This is a genomic window from Microterricola pindariensis, from assembly GCF_002936985.1.
Taxonomy (GTDB): Bacteria; Actinomycetota; Actinomycetes; order Actinomycetales; family Microbacteriaceae; genus Microterricola; species Microterricola pindariensis.
The window spans coordinates 34,077-49,873 of the sequence record NZ_MPZN01000007.1; the positions used below are offsets into that span (position 1 = coordinate 34,077).

Annotated in this window: 14 protein-coding genes and 3 tRNA genes; 9 read left to right on the forward strand and 8 right to left on the reverse strand. The window is 68.7% G+C overall.

Going from position 1 to position 15,797, the window contains the following annotated elements:
• Positions 1-59 precede the first annotated feature (59 nt).
• From folE to tilS, 4 genes are all read right to left on the reverse strand, one after another.
• The gene (folE, locus tag GY24_RS03705; protein WP_083362933.1) at positions 60-659 is read right to left on the reverse strand and encodes a GTP cyclohydrolase I; all 600 of its coding nucleotides are present in this window, start codon (positions 657-659) and stop codon (positions 60-62) included.
• A gap of 9 nt (positions 660-668) precedes the next feature.
• Positions 669-2,684 carry an ATP-dependent zinc metalloprotease FtsH gene (gene ftsH, locus GY24_RS03710; protein WP_104474425.1) on the reverse strand — a complete coding sequence of 672 codons (2,016 nt, stop codon included), beginning with the start codon at positions 2,682-2,684 and terminating at the stop codon, positions 669-671.
• 270 nt (positions 2,685-2,954) lie between these two features.
• On the reverse strand, positions 2,955-3,506 hold the full coding sequence (gene hpt, locus GY24_RS03715; protein ID WP_104474426.1) for a hypoxanthine phosphoribosyltransferase: 552 nt from the start codon (positions 3,504-3,506) through the stop codon (positions 2,955-2,957).
• 88 nt (positions 3,507-3,594) lie between these two features.
• The gene (gene tilS, locus GY24_RS03720) at positions 3,595-4,602 is read right to left on the reverse strand and encodes a tRNA lysidine(34) synthetase TilS (RefSeq protein WP_104474427.1); all 1,008 of its coding nucleotides are present in this window, start codon (positions 4,600-4,602) and stop codon (positions 3,595-3,597) included.
• Positions 4,603-4,684: 82 nt separating this feature from the next.
• On the opposite strand from tilS, the gene ppa reads away from it, so the two are divergent.
• On the forward strand, positions 4,685-5,170 hold the full coding sequence (gene ppa, locus GY24_RS03725; RefSeq protein WP_067225426.1) for an inorganic diphosphatase: 486 nt from the start codon (positions 4,685-4,687) through the stop codon (positions 5,168-5,170).
• Between the two features lie 149 nt (positions 5,171-5,319).
• On the opposite strand, the gene GY24_RS03730 is transcribed toward ppa, so the two are convergent.
• Both GY24_RS03730 and GY24_RS03735 read right to left on the reverse strand, forming a co-directional pair.
• Positions 5,320-6,666 carry a C40 family peptidase gene (locus GY24_RS03730; RefSeq protein WP_104474428.1) on the reverse strand — a complete coding sequence of 449 codons (1,347 nt, stop codon included), beginning with the start codon at positions 6,664-6,666 and terminating at the stop codon, positions 5,320-5,322.
• A gap of 25 nt (positions 6,667-6,691) precedes the next feature.
• Positions 6,692-8,041 carry a M23 family metallopeptidase gene (locus GY24_RS03735; RefSeq protein WP_104474429.1) on the reverse strand — a complete coding sequence of 450 codons (1,350 nt, stop codon included), beginning with the start codon at positions 8,039-8,041 and terminating at the stop codon, positions 6,692-6,694.
• A gap of 284 nt (positions 8,042-8,325) precedes the next feature.
• Here GY24_RS03735 and GY24_RS03740 point away from each other — a divergent pair.
• From GY24_RS03740 to GY24_RS03775, 8 genes are all read left to right on the forward strand, one after another.
• Positions 8,326-8,398: transfer RNA gene (locus GY24_RS03740), tRNA-Glu, on the forward strand.
• A 61-nt stretch (positions 8,399-8,459) separates the two neighbouring features.
• Positions 8,460-8,533: transfer RNA gene (locus GY24_RS03745), tRNA-Asp, on the forward strand.
• Between the two features lie 66 nt (positions 8,534-8,599).
• Positions 8,600-8,672, forward strand: a tRNA-Phe gene (locus tag GY24_RS03750).
• A gap of 199 nt (positions 8,673-8,871) precedes the next feature.
• Positions 8,872-9,288, forward strand: a complete 417-nt coding sequence (locus tag GY24_RS03755; protein WP_104474430.1) for a DUF7144 family membrane protein — start codon at positions 8,872-8,874, stop codon at positions 9,286-9,288.
• Positions 9,289-9,597: 309 nt separating this feature from the next.
• Positions 9,598-9,801, forward strand: a complete 204-nt coding sequence (locus tag GY24_RS03760) for a cold-shock protein (protein WP_047405211.1) — start codon at positions 9,598-9,600, stop codon at positions 9,799-9,801.
• Positions 9,802-10,209: 408 nt separating this feature from the next.
• Complete coding sequence (locus GY24_RS03765; RefSeq protein WP_104474431.1) at positions 10,210-11,745, forward strand: sugar transferase; 1,536 nt, start codon at positions 10,210-10,212, stop codon at positions 11,743-11,745.
• Positions 11,745-12,242 carry an adenylyltransferase/cytidyltransferase family protein gene (locus GY24_RS03770; RefSeq protein WP_104474432.1) on the forward strand — a complete coding sequence of 166 codons (498 nt, stop codon included), beginning with the start codon at positions 11,745-11,747 and terminating at the stop codon, positions 12,240-12,242. Before GY24_RS03765 ends, GY24_RS03770 begins: the two co-directional genes overlap by 1 nt.
• A gap of 38 nt (positions 12,243-12,280) precedes the next feature.
• Positions 12,281-13,276 (forward strand): glycoside hydrolase family 16 protein, encoded by a 996-nt coding sequence (locus tag GY24_RS03775; protein ID WP_161498676.1) that lies wholly within the window; start codon positions 12,281-12,283, stop codon positions 13,274-13,276.
• A gap of 16 nt (positions 13,277-13,292) precedes the next feature.
• On the opposite strand, the gene GY24_RS03780 is transcribed toward GY24_RS03775, so the two are convergent.
• Together GY24_RS03780 and GY24_RS03785 are read right to left on the reverse strand one after the other, a co-directional pair.
• Complete coding sequence (locus GY24_RS03780) at positions 13,293-14,228, reverse strand: glycosyltransferase family 2 protein (RefSeq protein WP_104474434.1); 936 nt, start codon at positions 14,226-14,228, stop codon at positions 13,293-13,295.
• 19 nt (positions 14,229-14,247) lie between these two features.
• Entirely contained in the window at positions 14,248-15,627 is a 1,380-nt protein-coding gene (locus tag GY24_RS03785) for an O-antigen ligase family protein (protein WP_104474435.1), read from the reverse strand.
• Between the last annotated feature and the right edge of the window lie 170 nt (positions 15,628-15,797).

Here is a 15,797-nt window from a genome sequence, read left to right on the forward strand (position 1 = left end):
CGGCATCCGACCGGTCGAACAAGGCGTGGCTGGACGGGGTGCCGGCGGGGAGCGCCGGGTCAGACACCGTGGCCGCCCGATGCGATCAGCGCCATCAGCTCGGCGCGGGCAGCGGGCTCTGCGAGCTCGCCGCGGCTGGCGATCGTGACCGTGGAGCTGGAGGCCTGCCGGGAGCCGCGGGCGACGACGCAGCGGTGCACGGCGTCGAGCACGACGAGCACGCCGCGGGGGTCGAGCCCCTCCTGCAGCGCGTCGGCGATCTCCTCGGTCAGCCGCTCCTGCAGCTGCGGCCGGGCGGAGAGGGTGTCGACGACCGCCGGCAGCCGGCCGAGGCCGACGACGCGGTCGCTCGGCAGGTAGGCGATGTGCACGACGCCGACGAAGGGCAGCAGGTGGTGCTCGCAGACCGAGCGGAAGTCGATGCCGCGCAGCAGCACCGCGTCGCTGGTCTGGGGCGCCCCGTCCACGTCGGCGCCGATCGGCACCGAGTCCCGCAGGTGCTCCAGCGGGTCCTGGGTCAGGCCGCCGAAGAACTCCGCGTAGGCGTCGGCCACGCGGGCCGGCGTCCTGGCCAGGCCCGGGCGGGCCGGGTCCTCACCGATCGCGAGGATGATCTCGTTCACGGCTGCCTCGATGCGAGCCCGGTCGACTCCGCTCACGAGCGTCGCCTACGCCGTGGCCGGGCGGGGGTTGATCGTCGGGGTGCGGCCGGGCGCGGGTTCCGTGCCCACGCCGCCCGACTCCACGCCGCCGTCGGTCGCCCCGGGGTTCACCGGGGAGGTGAGCACGGGGAAGTCGATCGGGGGGCGCTCCGAGAGCGGCCGCTTGTCGCTGGAGAGCCACTGCGGGCGCTCGGGCAGCTTCTTCACGTCCTTGAAGATCTCGGCGATCTGGTTGTGGTCGAGCGTCTCCTTCTCGAGCAGCTCGGCGGCCAGGCGGTCCAGGATGTCGCGGTTCTCGTTCAGAACCTCCCAGGCCTCGTCGTGCGCCTGCTCGATGAGCGCGCGCACCTCCTGGTCGACACGCTCTGCGATGCGCTCGGAGTAGTCGCGCTGGTGACCCATGTCACGGCCGAGGAACATCTCGCCGCTCGACTGGCCGAGCTTGACCGCTCCGACGTCGGTGCTCATGCCGTACTCGGTGACCATCTTGCGCGCGGTGGCGGTGGCCTTCTCGATGTCGTTGGAGGCACCCGTCGTCGGGTCGTGGAAGACGATCTCCTCGGCGACGCGGCCGCCCATGGCGTAGGTCAGCTGGTCGAGCAGCTCGTTGCGGGTGATCGAGTACTTGTCCTCGAGCGGCATCACCATCGTGTAGCCGAGGGCGCGGCCGCGCGGCAGGATCGTGATCTTGGTGACCGGGTCCGTGTAGTTCATGGCCGCGGCCGCGAGGGCGTGCCCGCCCTCGTGGTAGGCCGTGATCAGCTTTTCCTTGTCCTTCATGACGCGAGTGCGGCGCTGCGGGCCGGCCACGACGCGGTCGATGGCCTCGTCGAGGGCGCGGTTGTCGATCAGCTGGGCGTGCGAGCGCGCGGTGAGCAGCGCGGCCTCGTTCAGCACGTTGGCCAGGTCTGCACCGGTGAAGCCGGGCGTCTTGCGCGCGACGACCTCGAGGTCGACGCCCTTCGCGAGCGGCTTGCCCTTGCCGTGCACCTCGAGGATCTTCTTGCGGCCGAGCATGTCCGGGGCGTCGACGCCGATCTGGCGGTCGAAGCGGCCGGGGCGCAGCAGCGCCGGGTCCAGGATGTCGGGGCGGTTCGTGGCCGCGATCAGGATGACGTTCGCCTTGGGGTCGAAGCCGTCCATCTCGACGAGCAGCTGGTTGAGCGTCTGCTCGCGCTCGTCGTGTCCGCCGCCCATGCCGGCGCCGCGGTGGCGGCCGACGGCGTCGATCTCGTCGACGAAGATGATGGCCGGGGCGTTCTCCTTCGCCTGCTGGAACAGGTCTCGCACACGGCTGGCGCCGACACCGACGAACATCTCGACGAAGTCAGAACCGGAGATCGAGTAGAACGGCACGCCGGCCTCACCCGCGACGGCGCGGGCGAGCAGGGTCTTGCCGGTGCCGGGAGGGCCGTAGAGCAGCACACCCTTGGGGATGCGCGCGCCGACGGCCTGGAAGCGGGCCGGGTCCTTGAGGAAGTCCTTGATCTCCTCGAGCTCCTCGATCGCCTCGTCGGCGCCCGCGACGTCCTCGAAGGTGACCTTCGGGCTCTCCTTGGTGACGAGTTTGGCCTTGGACTTGCCGAACTGCATGACCTTGTTGCCGCCGCCCTGCATGCTGGAGAGCATCCACCAGAAGAACAGGCCGATGAGCAGAACGGGCAGCAGGATGCCGAGCAGGGAGAGCAGCCAGTTGGGCTGCGGGACCTCGTCGTCGAAGCCCTGCGGCGGGTTGGCCGCGGTGACCGCGTCGATGACCTCGGTGCCGCGCGGGGCGACGTAGTAGAACTGCACCTGGTCGCCGAGCTTCGGGTCGGCCTTGCTCAGCGTCAGGTCGACGCGTTGCTCGCCATCGACGATCTTGGCACTGGCGACCTTGCCGTCCTTCAGGAACGCGAGGCCCTCCTGCGTGGAGACCTCTCGGAACCCGGACATAGTGATCAGGCTGGACCCGATCCACACGGCAACAACCGCGAGCACGATGTAGAGCAGCGGACCGCGAAGAAGCTTCTTGACGTTCATGGTGCTGCAAGGCTACCGCGACCGCGCTGCACGATTGCCGCATGTTCGCTGCAGGCTCACCCTGTGCCCTGCGCGGCCGCCTCTGCGGCCCCCGGCGGCGGGTCGAAACCCGGCCCCGCGAGCCGATTTCGACAGGCTCATTCAGCGGGGCGCCCGCTGGTTCAGCCTGTCGAGACCCCACCGGGGTCGCGGGAACGCGAAAGGCCCCGGATGCCGCGCGATGCGTCGTCCGGGGCCTGGGGTCTCGCGCCCAGAGAGGGGGCGCAGGCGCTAGCTGTAGATGTGCGGGGCGAGGATGCCGACGCTGCGCATGTTGCGGTACTGCTCGTTGTAGTCGAGGCCGTAGCCGACGACGAACTTGTTCGGGATGTCGAAGCCGAGGTACTTGACGTCGATGTCGACGCGGGCGGCCTCCGGCTTGCGCAGCAGGGCGCAGATCTCGACCGACTCCGGGCCGCGCGACTTGAGGTTGGAGATCAGCCAGCTGAGGGTCAGGCCGGAGTCGATGATGTCCTCGACGATGAGCACCTTGCGGCCGGTCAGGTCGCTGTCGAGGTCCTTGAGGATGCGCACGACGCCGCTGGAGGTGGTGCCGGAGCCATACGAGGAGACGGCCATCCAGTCCATGGTGACCTGCATGTTCAGCTCGCGGGCGAGGTCGGCCATCACCATGACGGCGCCCTTCAGGACGCCGACCAACAGCACGTTCTCGCCGGCGTAGTCGGCTTCGATCCGGCGGGCCAGCTCGGCCAGGCGGCCCTGGATCTGCTCCTCGGTCAGCAGGACTTCCTCGAGGTCACCGGCGATGTTGTGCGATTCCATGGACGTTCGATCCGTTCTGGCTTCGGCTGCGCCGAGGCCCTGCTGCTCTGTCGTGCGGGGAGTAGTGCCGTGTGGCTTGGAGGTCTGGCTAGGCGGCCGTGAACACGAGCAGCCCAGCGCTCCTCTCAACCCTAACGCCTGGCAAGTTGAGAGCCTTCTGACCGTGCCAGTCGGTGACCAGCCGGGCGACCGCCAGCGTGTGCACGCGCTCGAGCGTGACGCCGAACTCGCTCTGCACCACGAACCGGATGACGCGCTGCCGCAGGGCAGCCGGATTGGCCGCCAACGCCGCGGCCGAGACGGCGATGCCCGCCTCCGCCGGCTCGCAGATCTCCTCGATGAACTCGAGCACCATCTCGTCGAGCGCGGCGGAATCCTCGCGCAGCTGCTCGGCGGTGCGGGCCAGCGCCTCGGCGATCCCGGGGCCGAGCTCGGCCTCCAGCACCGGCAGAACGGTGTCGCGCACCCGCACCCTGGCGTAGGCGGGGTCGGCGTTGTGCGGGTCCCGCCACGGCTCCAGACCGGCATCCGCGCAGAACTGCACGGTGTCGGCACGGCGGATGCCGAGCAGCGGGCGCAGGTACGGGCCGGTCTGCGCGGCCATGCCATGCATGCTCGTCGGCCCGGAGCCGCGCGCCAGCCCGAGCAGCACCGTCTCGGCCTGGTCGTCCAGGGTGTGCCCGAGCAGGATGCCGCTGGCGCCGGCCTCGGCCTGCAGCCGAGCGAACGCGGCGTAGCGGGCGGCGCGGGCCGCGGCCTCCATGCCCCCCTCGTCGCCGACGGCGACCGCGACGACGTGCACGGGGTCGAGCCCGAGCCCGCGCGCCTGCTCGGCGGCCCGGGCGGCGATCGCGGCGGAGCCGTCCTGCAGCCCGTGATCGATCACGACGGCGCCGGCGCGGAGCCCGGCCCGCGGCGCCTCGAAGGCGGTCGCGGCGGCCAACGCCAGCGAGTCGGCGCCGCCGCTCAGGGCGACCAGCACGAGCGGGGAATCGGCGGCATCCGGCGCCTCAAACGCGGCGAGCAGCCCCTCGCGCACCGCCCGTCGGACGTCGGCAATGGCCGGGGTCAAACGGGGTCGGCGCAGGGATTCCATCAAGTAACCTTATTCCGGACTTTCCCCACTCGGGGTTTGCGCTGCATCCACACCCATTTCATGGATTCAAGGAGACCCCACCATGGCTGAGTACCTCGCCGTTATCGAGATTCCCAAGGGAAGCCGCAACAAGTACGAGGTCGACCACGAGACCGGTCGCGTCTTCCTCGACCGCGTGCTCTACACGACCTTCGTCTACCCGACCGACTACGGCTACTTCGAGAACACGCTGGGCCTGGACGGCGACCCCGTCGACGTGCTCGTGCTGCTCGACTACCCGCTGTTCCCGGGCGTCGGCGTCAAGGTTCGCCCGGTCGGCGTCTTCAACATGACCGATGACGGCGGCAGCGACGCCAAGGTCATCGCCGTGCCCGCCGGCGACCCCCGCTGGAACCACATCCAGGACGTCACCGACATCCCCGAGTTCCAGCGCAAGGAGATCGAGCACTTCTTCGAGCACTACAAGGACCTCGAGCCCGGCAAGTGGGTCAAGACCGAGGGTTGGGGCGACGCCGCCGAGGCCACCGCGATCATCGAGGCCGGAATCGTCGCCTTCCCCGGCCACTGATCACCGCCAGTACGCGCTACTGAACGCAGAAGGGGCACGCCGCATGGCGTGCCCCTTCTCGCGTCCCAGCCCGGCGGTTAAGGCTGACTGCCCCGGGCCCGACTCTCTTGGGCCGGGCGGATGCCGCGGCATCCACCCGGCGTCCGGCTCTAGCCCGGGCGCCCCACGTACGACACCACGTCGCCCATGCCCCAGATGAAGTACTCGCGCACCGGGGCGTTCTCGTTCGGCGCCTCCACGATGCGGCCGTTGCCCAGGTAGATGGCGACGTGGTAGACATCGCCAGGGCGCCCCTCCCAGAAGATCAGGTCGCCGCGCTGCCGCTCGCTGAACGGCACGAGCCGCCCCTGGTTGCGCATCGTGTTGTACTGGGCGGTCGCACCGTGCGACCCGATGCCGACGCCGGCGGAGCCGTAAGCCTTCATGGTGAGGCCGGAGCAGTCCCAGACGTCCGGGCCCGCACCGCCCAGCTGGTAGCGCTTGCCGGTCTGGCTGAGGGCGAAGGAGATCGCCTGCTCGACCGCACTGGCGTTGCTCGGCGGCGACACGGGCGGCGTCACCGGCGGCGTCACCGGCGGGGCCACCGGAGGGGTGACCGGGGTCGTGGGCGGCGTGACCGGGGTCGTCGGCGGGGTGACCGGAGTCGTGGGCGGGGTGGTCGGCTTGGGCGTCGAGCCTCCCCCGCTGCCGGAGCCGCCGTTGGAGCCGCCGGCCGGCGGCGTGATCGGGGGCGCGACGGGCGGCGGGTTCTTCGCGGCCTCCTCGGCGCGCTCACCCTCGACCCTGGCGCGCTCGAGCTCGGCGGTGCTGTCCCGCAGCAGCGCCAGCTGGGCGTAGAGCTCGTCGGACTTTCGCTGCTCGGCGTCGTAGGCGTTGACCGCCACCTGGGCCGTGCTGTTGGCGGTGTCGAGCCGGCTCTGCGCCTCGGCGCTGAGCCGCTGGCGCTCCACGGTGGCCGCCGCGGCCTGATCGGCGAGGGAGGCCGCGGTGTTGCTGTCCTGGATCGCCTCGCTGTAGATCTCGCGGGACTGCTCGCTCAGCTTGCTGGCGACGCCGAGCTGGCGCAGCAGGTCGTCGGCGCCGTCGCCCTGCAGGAACAGGTTGACCGACATGTCCTGGCCGCCGCTGCGCGCCAGGTGCGAGGCCAGCAGCCCGGCCCGCATCTTCGACGTCTCGGCCTTCTTGGCCGCGGCCGCCTGTTGCGACTTGAGCGTCTTCTCGCGCTCCGTCGCGGCGGTCAGCTGCTCCTGGTTGACCCGCCATGCCTCGGCGGCGACCATCGAGTCCTTCATCGCGGCATCCGCCGTCGCGCGCAACGCGTCGAGGAAGCCGGTCAGCTTGGCGATCTCGGCCTTCTTGGTGGCCTCGTTGTTCTTCGCGTTCTGCACGTCGCTCCACGACGGGTAGTCGGGGGCGGCGGAGACGGGTCCGACCAGGCCGACCGTCGCCGCGACGGCGCCGATCGTGACGGCGGAGAAGATCGTCGCGGGCTTCACCCTCGACAGCGGTCTGGTGCGCGGATCAGCCAAGGGGAACCCCCCGGTCGGCCATGAACGGAACAGGGTTCACTCTGTTTCCTCCGATGTAGACCTCGAAATGCAGATGGCATCCGGTCGACGCCCCTGTCGTGCCCGAGCTGGCGATGTTCTGGCCGACCTCGACCCATTCGCCGACGCCGACGAAGCGGCCGCCGTCGCGGATATGGGCGTAGCCGGTGCTCACGCCGCCGCCGTGGTCGATCTCGATCCAGTTGCCGTAGGTGCCGTTTCGGCCAGAGTAGGTGACGGTTCCGGAGGCGGCCGCGTAGATCGGGGCGGAGCAGCCGGTGCCGAGGTCAGTTCCACGGTGGGTGCTGTTCGAGCAGCCGCCGCTCGTGCAGATGCTCGGGCGCGGGCCGAAATTGTCGGTGATGCGTCCGGATGCCGGCACGGCCCAGCCGTTGTTGATGTAGCCGCCGCCGAGCCCGGGCCCGGGGCCGCTGCCACCGCCGCCACCGCCCCCTCCGCCTGCCGCCGCCTCAGCGGCCGCGGCCGCCGCGGCAGCTGCAGCTTCGGCGGCGATGCGCTGGCGCTCGCCCTCCTCGTAGGCCGCCGCCGTCTTGGCCTGCGTGTCCAGCATGAAGGCGAGCTGCGCGTCCAGCACGACGCTGCGGTCCTGCGACTCCTGCAGCGCGGCGTCTGCCGCCTGCTGCGCGGCGACGGCGACGGCGAGTGCAGCCTCGGCCGCGACGCGGAGCTTCTCCCGCTCGGCGGTCGCGATCTTGGCCTGGTCGCCGAGTGAGGCGGCCGTGTTCGTGGTGGTCTGCGCGCTGGCGTAGATGTCCGTGCTGCGCTCGACCATCTTGCTCATGCTGCCGAGGCGCGACAGCAGGCCGTCCGCGGCGTCGGCGCCGCCCTGGCCGCCGTCGAGGAAGAGGTTCACGCTCAGGTCTCCCCCGCCGGAGCGGTAGAGCTGCGCGGCCAGCAGGCCGGCCTGCTTCGTCGCGGCGTCGGCGGTGGCCTTGCTGGCGTCGGCCTGCTCCTGCAGAGCAGCGGCGCGCTCGGCCGCATCGTCGTACTTGTTCTTGGCGGTGAGCAGCTCCTCGCTGCGCTTGTCCGACTCCGCCTGGGCGGTCTGCGCCGCGGCGTCCAGCTCAACGATCAGCGAGCGGATGTTCTCGACCGCCTGCTGGGCGGAGGCCGAGTTGGCCTTGGCGGCCTGCACGTCTTCCCAGCTGGGGAACCCCGCCGCGTTCGCCGGCCCGCCGAGGGCGAGGGTCGCCGTCAGGGCGAGCGCCAGCCCGGCGCCGATGCCCGTTCGGGCGCGGTGGCGAGTGAACCCCCATCGCAGTGCAGCGCGGCCGCGCTTCTCTCTCTGGTCTGTGCGCTTCATCTCTCCCCCGTTCGAGAGTCCCGAAACCCTCGACAAGTAACTTCCGTCACAGCGGTAGCACTGGCAACTCTGACAACAGTAACAACTCGGTTCGGCGAGCGTGCGGAAGCGCACACTGCGCAGTCACGGCGACACTAGCCCGGAAGAGGGCCGAAATCGGGGAGATTTGCGGCCGTGGCGGCAACTTCGACCCGCGCGAGACACGCCCGGGCGCAGGCGTTTTTGCACCGGCCCAAAATCCACGTATGCTTATGCCTCGGTTGTCCTGCAGTTCAAGACAATCCGGCCCCATCGTTTAGTGGCCTAGGACACCGCCCTTTCACGGCGGCAGCACGGGTTCGAATCCCGTTGGGGTCACATAACTGAATAGGTCATAATAGAAACACAGCAGCATATATAATTGAATAGCTTCTCACGAGGCCCTGTAGCGCAGTTGGTTAGCGTGCCGCCCTGTCACGGCGGAGGTCGCGGGTTCAAGTCCCGTCAGGGTCGCTCAGGCGACAAGCCCCTTCGAAAGTTGGGGCTTTCTCCTTCTCGGCAGCATTTTCGAATGCTCCGGGCTCTGTAGCTCAGTTGGTAGAGCGTTCGACTGAAAATCGAAAGGTCACCGGATCGACGCCGGTCGGAGCCACAAGACAAGCCCCCGCAGAACTTCGGTTCTGCGGGGGCTTTTTGTTGCCTAGGCACCGCTGCCCGGCCACGCCGGCACCCGGCAAGATCACCCGACCTGCGTGATGCCCGCCCTCTCACAGCCTCAGTACCGTGACGGAAACCCGTCGAAGCGCACCGCAACGGCCGTGCGCGCGTCGGCATTGTCCGGGAGGTGCGAGATGTCCGAGACTTCATCGAAGACCGAGACCACAGGCTGGGTCGGCTGGGGATGGTTCGCTGGGTTCGTCCTGATGACGGCGGGCATCTTCGACGCGTTCTACGGCCTCATGGCCATCATCGGGCCCGACAGCGCGTACTTCGCGACGTCGAGCGGGTCCCTCTTCCTCCTCGACGTTCAGGGGTGGGGGTGGTGGCACATGATCACCGGCCTCGCCCTCATCGTGGTCGCGCTGGCGCTGCTCGCCGGAGCGACCTGGGCCCGCATCGTCGCCATCGTCCTCGTCATCATCAACGCCGTCGGGCAGCTTTTCCTGTTGCCGGTCCAACCCTGGTGGTCGCTCATCGTCATCGCCCTCGACGTGCTCGTGATCTACGCGCTCACCGTGCACGGCCACGAGCTGCGCAAGGCCGCCTGAGAGCCAAAATGGCTCGTGCCACACCCGCGCCCTCCGCATGACGGGACTTCACAGGGAGCGGGAGATCGGCGCGAAATCACGCGGTTTTCGGCACTTTTGTAACGATCCGTATCACGCTTCAAAAAAAGTTCACCATTATCACGCCTTCATGAGCTAGTGTTGACGCTCAAGTTGTTGTGTTGCGCATTGTATTTCAAGCAACCACGAACTAACCCGGTTCATGGTCGCTTTTCTGAGGGCGAATCAAGACACGCGACGCTCGGATTCGAAGGTCGAATTCGATCGAGACCTCATGAATGAGAGACAAAAATGGCAACCGGCACCGTGAAGTGGTTCAACGCTGAAAAGGGCTTCGGCTTCATCACCCCCGACGACGGAAGCGCCGACGTGTTCGCGCACTTCTCCGCAATCGCAACCGATGGCTACCGCAGCCTCGACGAGAACCAGAAGGTCGAGTTCGAGACCGCCCGTGGCCCCAAGGGCCTGCAGGCTGAGAACATCCGCCCGCTCTAGTCTGAGTACCGCGCACCGCCCTCGGGCCGTGCGCTAGACCTCCAAGGTCACTGAACGGCCCCGCTTCGGCGGGGCCGTTTTTTCGTTGAGCGGCATGTGCCCGAACAACAGATCGGGCCACCACCCCCATACTGGGGTATTCCCGGCTTCCCGCCGGGGCGTAGGGTCATGGACGAGATTAGCTGAGATGTTTTCACTTCTTGATCGGGCTGTCCTAGCGGCTCCGTCGGGGCTGATCTCACGTCCACCCGAAGAAGTACCTGTAAACCCGAAATGCAGGGATATCTGTGACCGCTATAGCAATTTGTCGACCGTTCCGGCGACCCGCAACTGAAGAATCCATCGCATCCGCCTCTCAGGAGGCGATGTTCACACCGCTCGCATCTCGCGCTGTTCTGCGGTGGGAACATGAGTGAGGCACGCCCCCTCGAGCCCGACGCGCCCCGGCTGCCCCGCCGGCTCAAGCTCGTCGCCGCTCCGCCCACGCCGGCACGCGCAGTGCAGGCAGACCAGCCAGCCTCTGGCCTGCGCTGGGCCCGGCTCTACCGCGACCGTCTGCGGCTGACCGATGTCGGCATCATCCTCGCGGTGGTCGTCGCCGTCGGCCTGGTCGGTTACTTCTCCGGCGACTCGCTCCGCCAGTCCGAGCTGGTCGCGGGCCAGTACATGGCCGTGACGGCGCTCGTCGTGGCGGCGTGGCTGCTGACGCTGGCCGCCTTCCACACCAGGGATCCCCATGTGGTCGGGGTCGGGGTGCTCGAGTACAAGCGGGTTGTGAACGCCAGCGCACTCGCGTTCGGGCTGCTCGCCATTGCCTTCCTCGTGTTCCAGGTCGATGTCGCCCGCGGCTATTTCGTCATCGCCCTGCCCATCGGCATCGCCTCCCTGCTGCTGGCTCGTTGGTTCTGGCGCAAGTGGTTGCTGCACCAGCGGACCTTCGGCCACTACCTGGCCCGTGCCATCGTCGTGGGCACACGCGAGGACGTCAGCTACGTCATCGCACAGATCGAGTCCAAGTCCGGTGCCGCCTTCCACGTGGTCGGGGTCTCCCTCCCCGGCGACGGGATCGGGTTCCTCGACGTCGGCACGCAGAGCGTGCCGATCGTCTCGGATCTAGCCGGCATCGCCGACGCGGCCGAGGCCGTCGCCGCCGACACCGTCATCGTCGCCGGCCAGCCAGAGGGCGGCAGCGACTTCATCCGCACGCTCGGCTGGGATCTGGAGGGCACGGCGGCGGAGCTGGTGCTCTCCTCCCGGCTCACCGACGTGGCCGGGCCGCGCATTCACTTCCGCCCGGTCGATGGCCTCCCCCTCATCCACGTGGAGATCCCACGGTTCGAGGGCGGCAAGCACATCCTCAAGCGCACCCTGGATGTCTCGCTGTCGGCGCTCGCTCTCATCGCCCTGCTTCCGCTGATGCTCGTCATCGCCGCGGTGGTCAAACTCGACAGTCCGGGGCCCGCGCTGTTCCGGCAGGAGCGCTGCGGCCGCAACGGGCGCACCTTCCAGATGCTCAAGTTCCGCTCGATGGTGCAGACAGCCGAGGATGACCTCGCCGGCCTGCTCGATCAGAACGAGGGATCCGGCGTGCTGTTCAAGCTGCGCAACGACCCCCGGGTGACTCGCGCCGGTCGCGTCCTGCGCAAGTACTCGCTGGACGAGCTGCCGCAGATCTGGAACGCCCTCATCGGCGACATGAGCGTCGTGGGTCCGCGGCCGCCGCTGGCGACGGAGGTCGAGAGCTACGAGGGCAGCGTGCACCGCCGCTTGTTCATCAAGCCGGGCATCACCGGCCTGTGGCAGATCAGTGGCCGCTCCGACCTGAGCTGGGAGGAAAGCGTCCGGCTCGACCTCTACTACGTCGAGAACTGGTCGCTCACCGGCGACGTCATGATCATCTGGCGCACGTTCAAGACCATCGCCAATCCCCAGGGGGCGTACTGATGGCGCACGCGGATGCCGGCGGACGAATCCGCCATCGTGTCGGATACGCCGGCGGGGCCTTCGACCTCTTCCACGTCGGCCACCTGAACATCCTCCGGCATGCACGGAGTCAGTGCGACTACCTGATCGCCGGCGTCGTCTCCGACGAGGTGCTCCTGCACACGAGGGGAACACGTCCGGTCGTGCCCCTCAGCGAGCGGCTCGAGATCGTCCGGCACATCTCCTTCGTCGACGAGGCGGTGGCCGAGACCGCGCTCGACAAGCTGGAGACCTGGCAGCGCGTGGGGTTCGACATCTACTTCAAGGGCGACGATTGGAAGGGCACGGATCGCGGCCAGGCCCTCGAGTTGGCGTTCGCCGACGTCGGCGTGGAGGTCATCTACTTCCCGTACACGATGACGACCTCGAGCACCGCGCTGCGCCGCGCTCTCGACGCGCTCACCGCCGGGCCGCCCGCCGTCCACGGCCGCGTCGAGCCGCGGCGCGCCTCGCGGTGAACACGTGGTGGCCGCTCTCCCGACCCCGAAGCGCCTCCGTGGCACTCCCGGCCCCTGAGGACGAGCCGCGTCGTCATCCGCCGCCGGGCCACGTCGCCCGGTGGAAGCCATCCCGTGCGGCCGGCGCCCTGGCCATCGTCGCGGCGACCGGACTCGGGCTGACCGGGCTGAGCACTGCGGACGCACGGGTGACGGACACCGCGCAGCCCGCGCAGAGCGCCCCGCTCACCGACCGGGCGAGCCCGGGGCGGCCGAGCACGCCAGCTCCGACCGGCTGGACGCTGGTCTGGAACGATGAGTTCACCGGCAACGCCCTGAACCGCGCCTCTTGGAACGTCGAGAACGACTCGACCTTCGGTGACGGCAACCAGGAGCTCGCGTGCCTGCTGGACCGCCCGGAGAATGTGAGTGTCGCCGACGGGCTGCTGACCATCACCGCCAGGGATGAGCCATCGCCGATCGTGTGCGGCGGCCGGGACGCCCGCTTCCCGGACGGCCGCCGGTACACCTCCGGCATGCTCACCACGAAGAACAAGGTCGACTTCGAGTACGGCCGCTTCGAGATCCGAGCCAGAACCCCGCTCGCGCAGGGCACGTCGAAGGGTCTCTGGCCGGCCTTCTGGCTGCGCCCGAGTGCCAGCAAGGTCGGCGAGGTCGACATTCTCGAGGCCATCGGAACGGGCGCGAGCGACCCGTTCCGCGCCAACCGCGTCGTGCAGACGATTCACTACGACTACGAGCCGACATTCCTCCAGGAGGGCACCGACTACGACATGCTCGCCGGCACCACCGCCGGCGGCTTCCACGACTACGCGCTCGAGTGGGCTCCGGGCTCCCTCATCTGGTTCGTCGACGGCGTGCGGACGTTTGAACGGAACACTGCAACCACGCCCTGGCTCGACACGGCCTTCGTCGGCCGGTTCTTCATGCGCCTGAACTTGGCCGTCGGCGGCAGCTGGCCGGGCTCGCCGGATGCCGACACCAGCTTCCCCGCGAGCTTCCAGGTCGACTTCGTGCGGGTCTACCAGCGCTAGCCCCTGGCCTCGGCGCTCAGAGCCCCCGGCCGCGCCGGTTCACGGCGCTGACCAGTGCGCCAGCAGGCACGAGGCGCGCAGAGATGGCCAGGGCCGCGTAGGCGCGCAGTTGGGAGCGGTCATGTCGAATCGTCTGGCGCGCCCAGGTGCGCGCTTCCGCGTGCCGGCCGAGCGCCGCAAGAGCGAAGGCAATCTGCCCCTCGATCCGGGCCGAGCCGGCGGCGCTGTCTGAGAACTCCGGGTGTTTGTTGAGCAGATAGGTGAGCCCCTCCGCGATCCCCAGCCACTTGCCGTCGAAGAACGACGCCCGATTCCAGTGCACGATGACAAGGGGCTCTGGCACGGCCAGGATGTGCCCGAACCGAGCCGCGCGGAGCAGGAAGTCGTAGTCCTCGCCATACGAGGCCGGCAGCTCCTCGTCGACGAGCCCGAACCGCTCGAGCACGTCCGCACGCCGGAAGAGGAACGAGGACGGGTGGAGCTCGGTCGTGCGCGAGCGAATCAAGTCCGCGAACACCGTGCTCTCCGGCGGCACCCGCTCCACCGAGCGGCCAGCAGTCTCGATGCGGATCCCGGTCGCCACCAGGATTGCGGCGGGGTCGCCGCGCCAGGCCTCCAGCTGCAGCCGCAGCTTGCCCGGCATCCACTCGTCGTCATCGTCGCAGAACGCGATGAGCTCGCCGCTCGCGGTCAAGATGCCCGTGTTGCGGCCCCCGGCCAGCCCCGGGTGTCGTTGGTTTGACACGGTGCGCAGCACGCGCCCCTCGTGCGGCACGTCGACATCGCTCAGCGGATCGATCTCGATCTGGTCGAACACGACGGTCAGGTCGATGTCGCCGGCGTAGTCCTGAGCGAGGATCGACCGCACAGCCATGCGCAGGAGTTCGGGCCGACCGCGCGTGGCTATCACGACGCTCACGCTCGGCAGGGTGGCACGGTGCTGGGCTGACATGGGCTACCGCCTCTGTAACTCAGTGTTGCGAACGTGGCACGGCGGCCACCTTCGCGCCAGTGTAACCGACTCCCTGAGCGGGACTCAGGTATTGCTCCTCCGGGCGCTGCCCCGACCGCATCGTGAGCGCTGCCGCGATCATCGCCACCGCGATTCCGGCCGTCATGATGCCGTAGTAGCTCGATTCGACGATGATCACCAGCAGCACCGTGTTGCAGGCCAGCCCGATCGGATCCCGCGCAGGGAGCGAGCGGAAGAACGCCCACACGAACCAGCCGACGAAGAACAGCACGCCAGGGAACCCCTGCGAGAACATCACCATCCAGATCTGCCCCTGCGTTCCGGCCGACGGCACCCCCGCCTTCTCCGACGGGCGCGGGGCGCCGTAGCCGAACAGTGGCGCATCGAGCGTGCGCGTGAAGGTCTCCTCGTACAGGCCCGCCCGGTCCTCCGTCGTTGAGCTCGTGGACACCCGATCGGTCAGCCTGTCGGCGATGGGCAGGGTTGCGAACGCGCCGGCAACGACGAGCAGCAGTGCGCCCAGCGCGAGGATCACCCGCAGGTTCCCCCGGATGACCGCGCGCGCGGCGACGTAGACGAGGGCGAGGCCGAGGCCGATGAACATCCCCCGGTTGAGCGTGAGGAACGCCGGCACGAAGGAGACGGGGATGGCGATGAGCAGCCACCAGAAACGGCGCTCCCGGCGCACCTCCACCATGTAGCCGATCACGATCGGCAGCAGCATCGAGTAGGCGTTGCCCCAGCCGTTCGTGTACAGGAACGGCGCGCTCGGCCGCGGGTCGAGCTTGAGCCAGCCGTCCGGGTTGTACTGCGTGGTGCGGCGCACGACCATCTCCTGCACGAGCTCGTTTGAGCTGATCGACTCGGGCAAGACCAGGCCGAAGGGCGTGTGGATCGCGAGCACCGGGAAGAACACGCCGAGGTAGCCGCCGGCGACGACGATCAGCCAGAACACGGTCAACACCCCGGCCACATACCGTGCGCTCAACGTCGTTCGAGCGTTGAAGACGTACAGGAAGATGACGGTGACGGCCAGATAGAGCAGCGCTCGATAGAGGAACCCGACCAGCCGGCCGCCGGTGTCGATCCCGATGACAGAGAAGACCATCCAGAGCAGGAACAGCAGCCAGATGCCGAAGCCGCGCGGCACCTCGATGTGTCCGCGACGCAACAGGTAGAGCAGCATGATCGCAGCCAGAACGATCCACATCACCTCGCCGGGGCCAAGCAGCCACCAGAGCGGGAAGAGCGCGAACATGGCGGTGAACGGCCAGCGAGGGAGCCCGGGCAGCGTCGCGGCATCCCGGCCGAACAGCCGACCCTGGCCCGTTCCGGCCCGGCGGATCGCGCCACGCGAGCTCGGCAGTGCAGCAACCATTCGCATGGGTCGAGCACCTCCCCGCAGACTAAATCCACCGGCCAACTCGCTATTTCGCGTATGGAGCACATTAGTATATGAGGCAAACTCGTCAACGGCAGCGGAGTTCGAGGTAGTCATCCGACGCCGGCCGGCGAGGCCAGACAGTCCGGCAGGCGCGTCGCCGGGGG

What these genes read in the sequence shown, in the direction of transcription:
- GY24_RS03780 (WP_104474434.1), bottom strand. Translation starts at nt 14,228, where the DNA reads ATGTCAGCCCAGCACCGTGCCACCCTGCCGAGCGTGAGCGTCGTGATA.
- ftsH (WP_104474425.1), bottom strand. Translation starts at nt 2,684, where the DNA reads ATGAACGTCAAGAAGCTTCTTCGCGGTCCGCTGCTCTACATCGTGCTC.
- tilS (WP_104474427.1), bottom strand. Translation starts at nt 4,602, where the DNA reads ATGGAATCCCTGCGCCGACCCCGTTTGACCCCGGCCATTGCCGACGTC.
- hpt (WP_104474426.1), bottom strand. Translation starts at nt 3,506, where the DNA reads ATGGAATCGCACAACATCGCCGGTGACCTCGAGGAAGTCCTGCTGACC.
- GY24_RS03755 (WP_104474430.1), top strand. Translation starts at nt 8,872, where the DNA reads ATGTCCGAGACTTCATCGAAGACCGAGACCACAGGCTGGGTCGGCTGG.
- GY24_RS03765 (WP_104474431.1), top strand. Translation starts at nt 10,210, where the DNA reads ATGAGTGAGGCACGCCCCCTCGAGCCCGACGCGCCCCGGCTGCCCCGC.
- GY24_RS03735 (WP_104474429.1), bottom strand. Translation starts at nt 8,041, where the DNA reads ATGAAGCGCACAGACCAGAGAGAGAAGCGCGGCCGCGCTGCACTGCGA.
- GY24_RS03760 (WP_047405211.1), top strand. Translation starts at nt 9,598, where the DNA reads ATGGCAACCGGCACCGTGAAGTGGTTCAACGCTGAAAAGGGCTTCGGC.
- GY24_RS03770 (WP_104474432.1), top strand. Translation starts at nt 11,745, where the DNA reads ATGGCGCACGCGGATGCCGGCGGACGAATCCGCCATCGTGTCGGATAC.
- ppa (WP_067225426.1), top strand. Translation starts at nt 4,685, where the DNA reads ATGGCTGAGTACCTCGCCGTTATCGAGATTCCCAAGGGAAGCCGCAAC.
- GY24_RS03785 (WP_104474435.1), bottom strand. Translation starts at nt 15,627, where the DNA reads ATGGTTGCTGCACTGCCGAGCTCGCGTGGCGCGATCCGCCGGGCCGGA.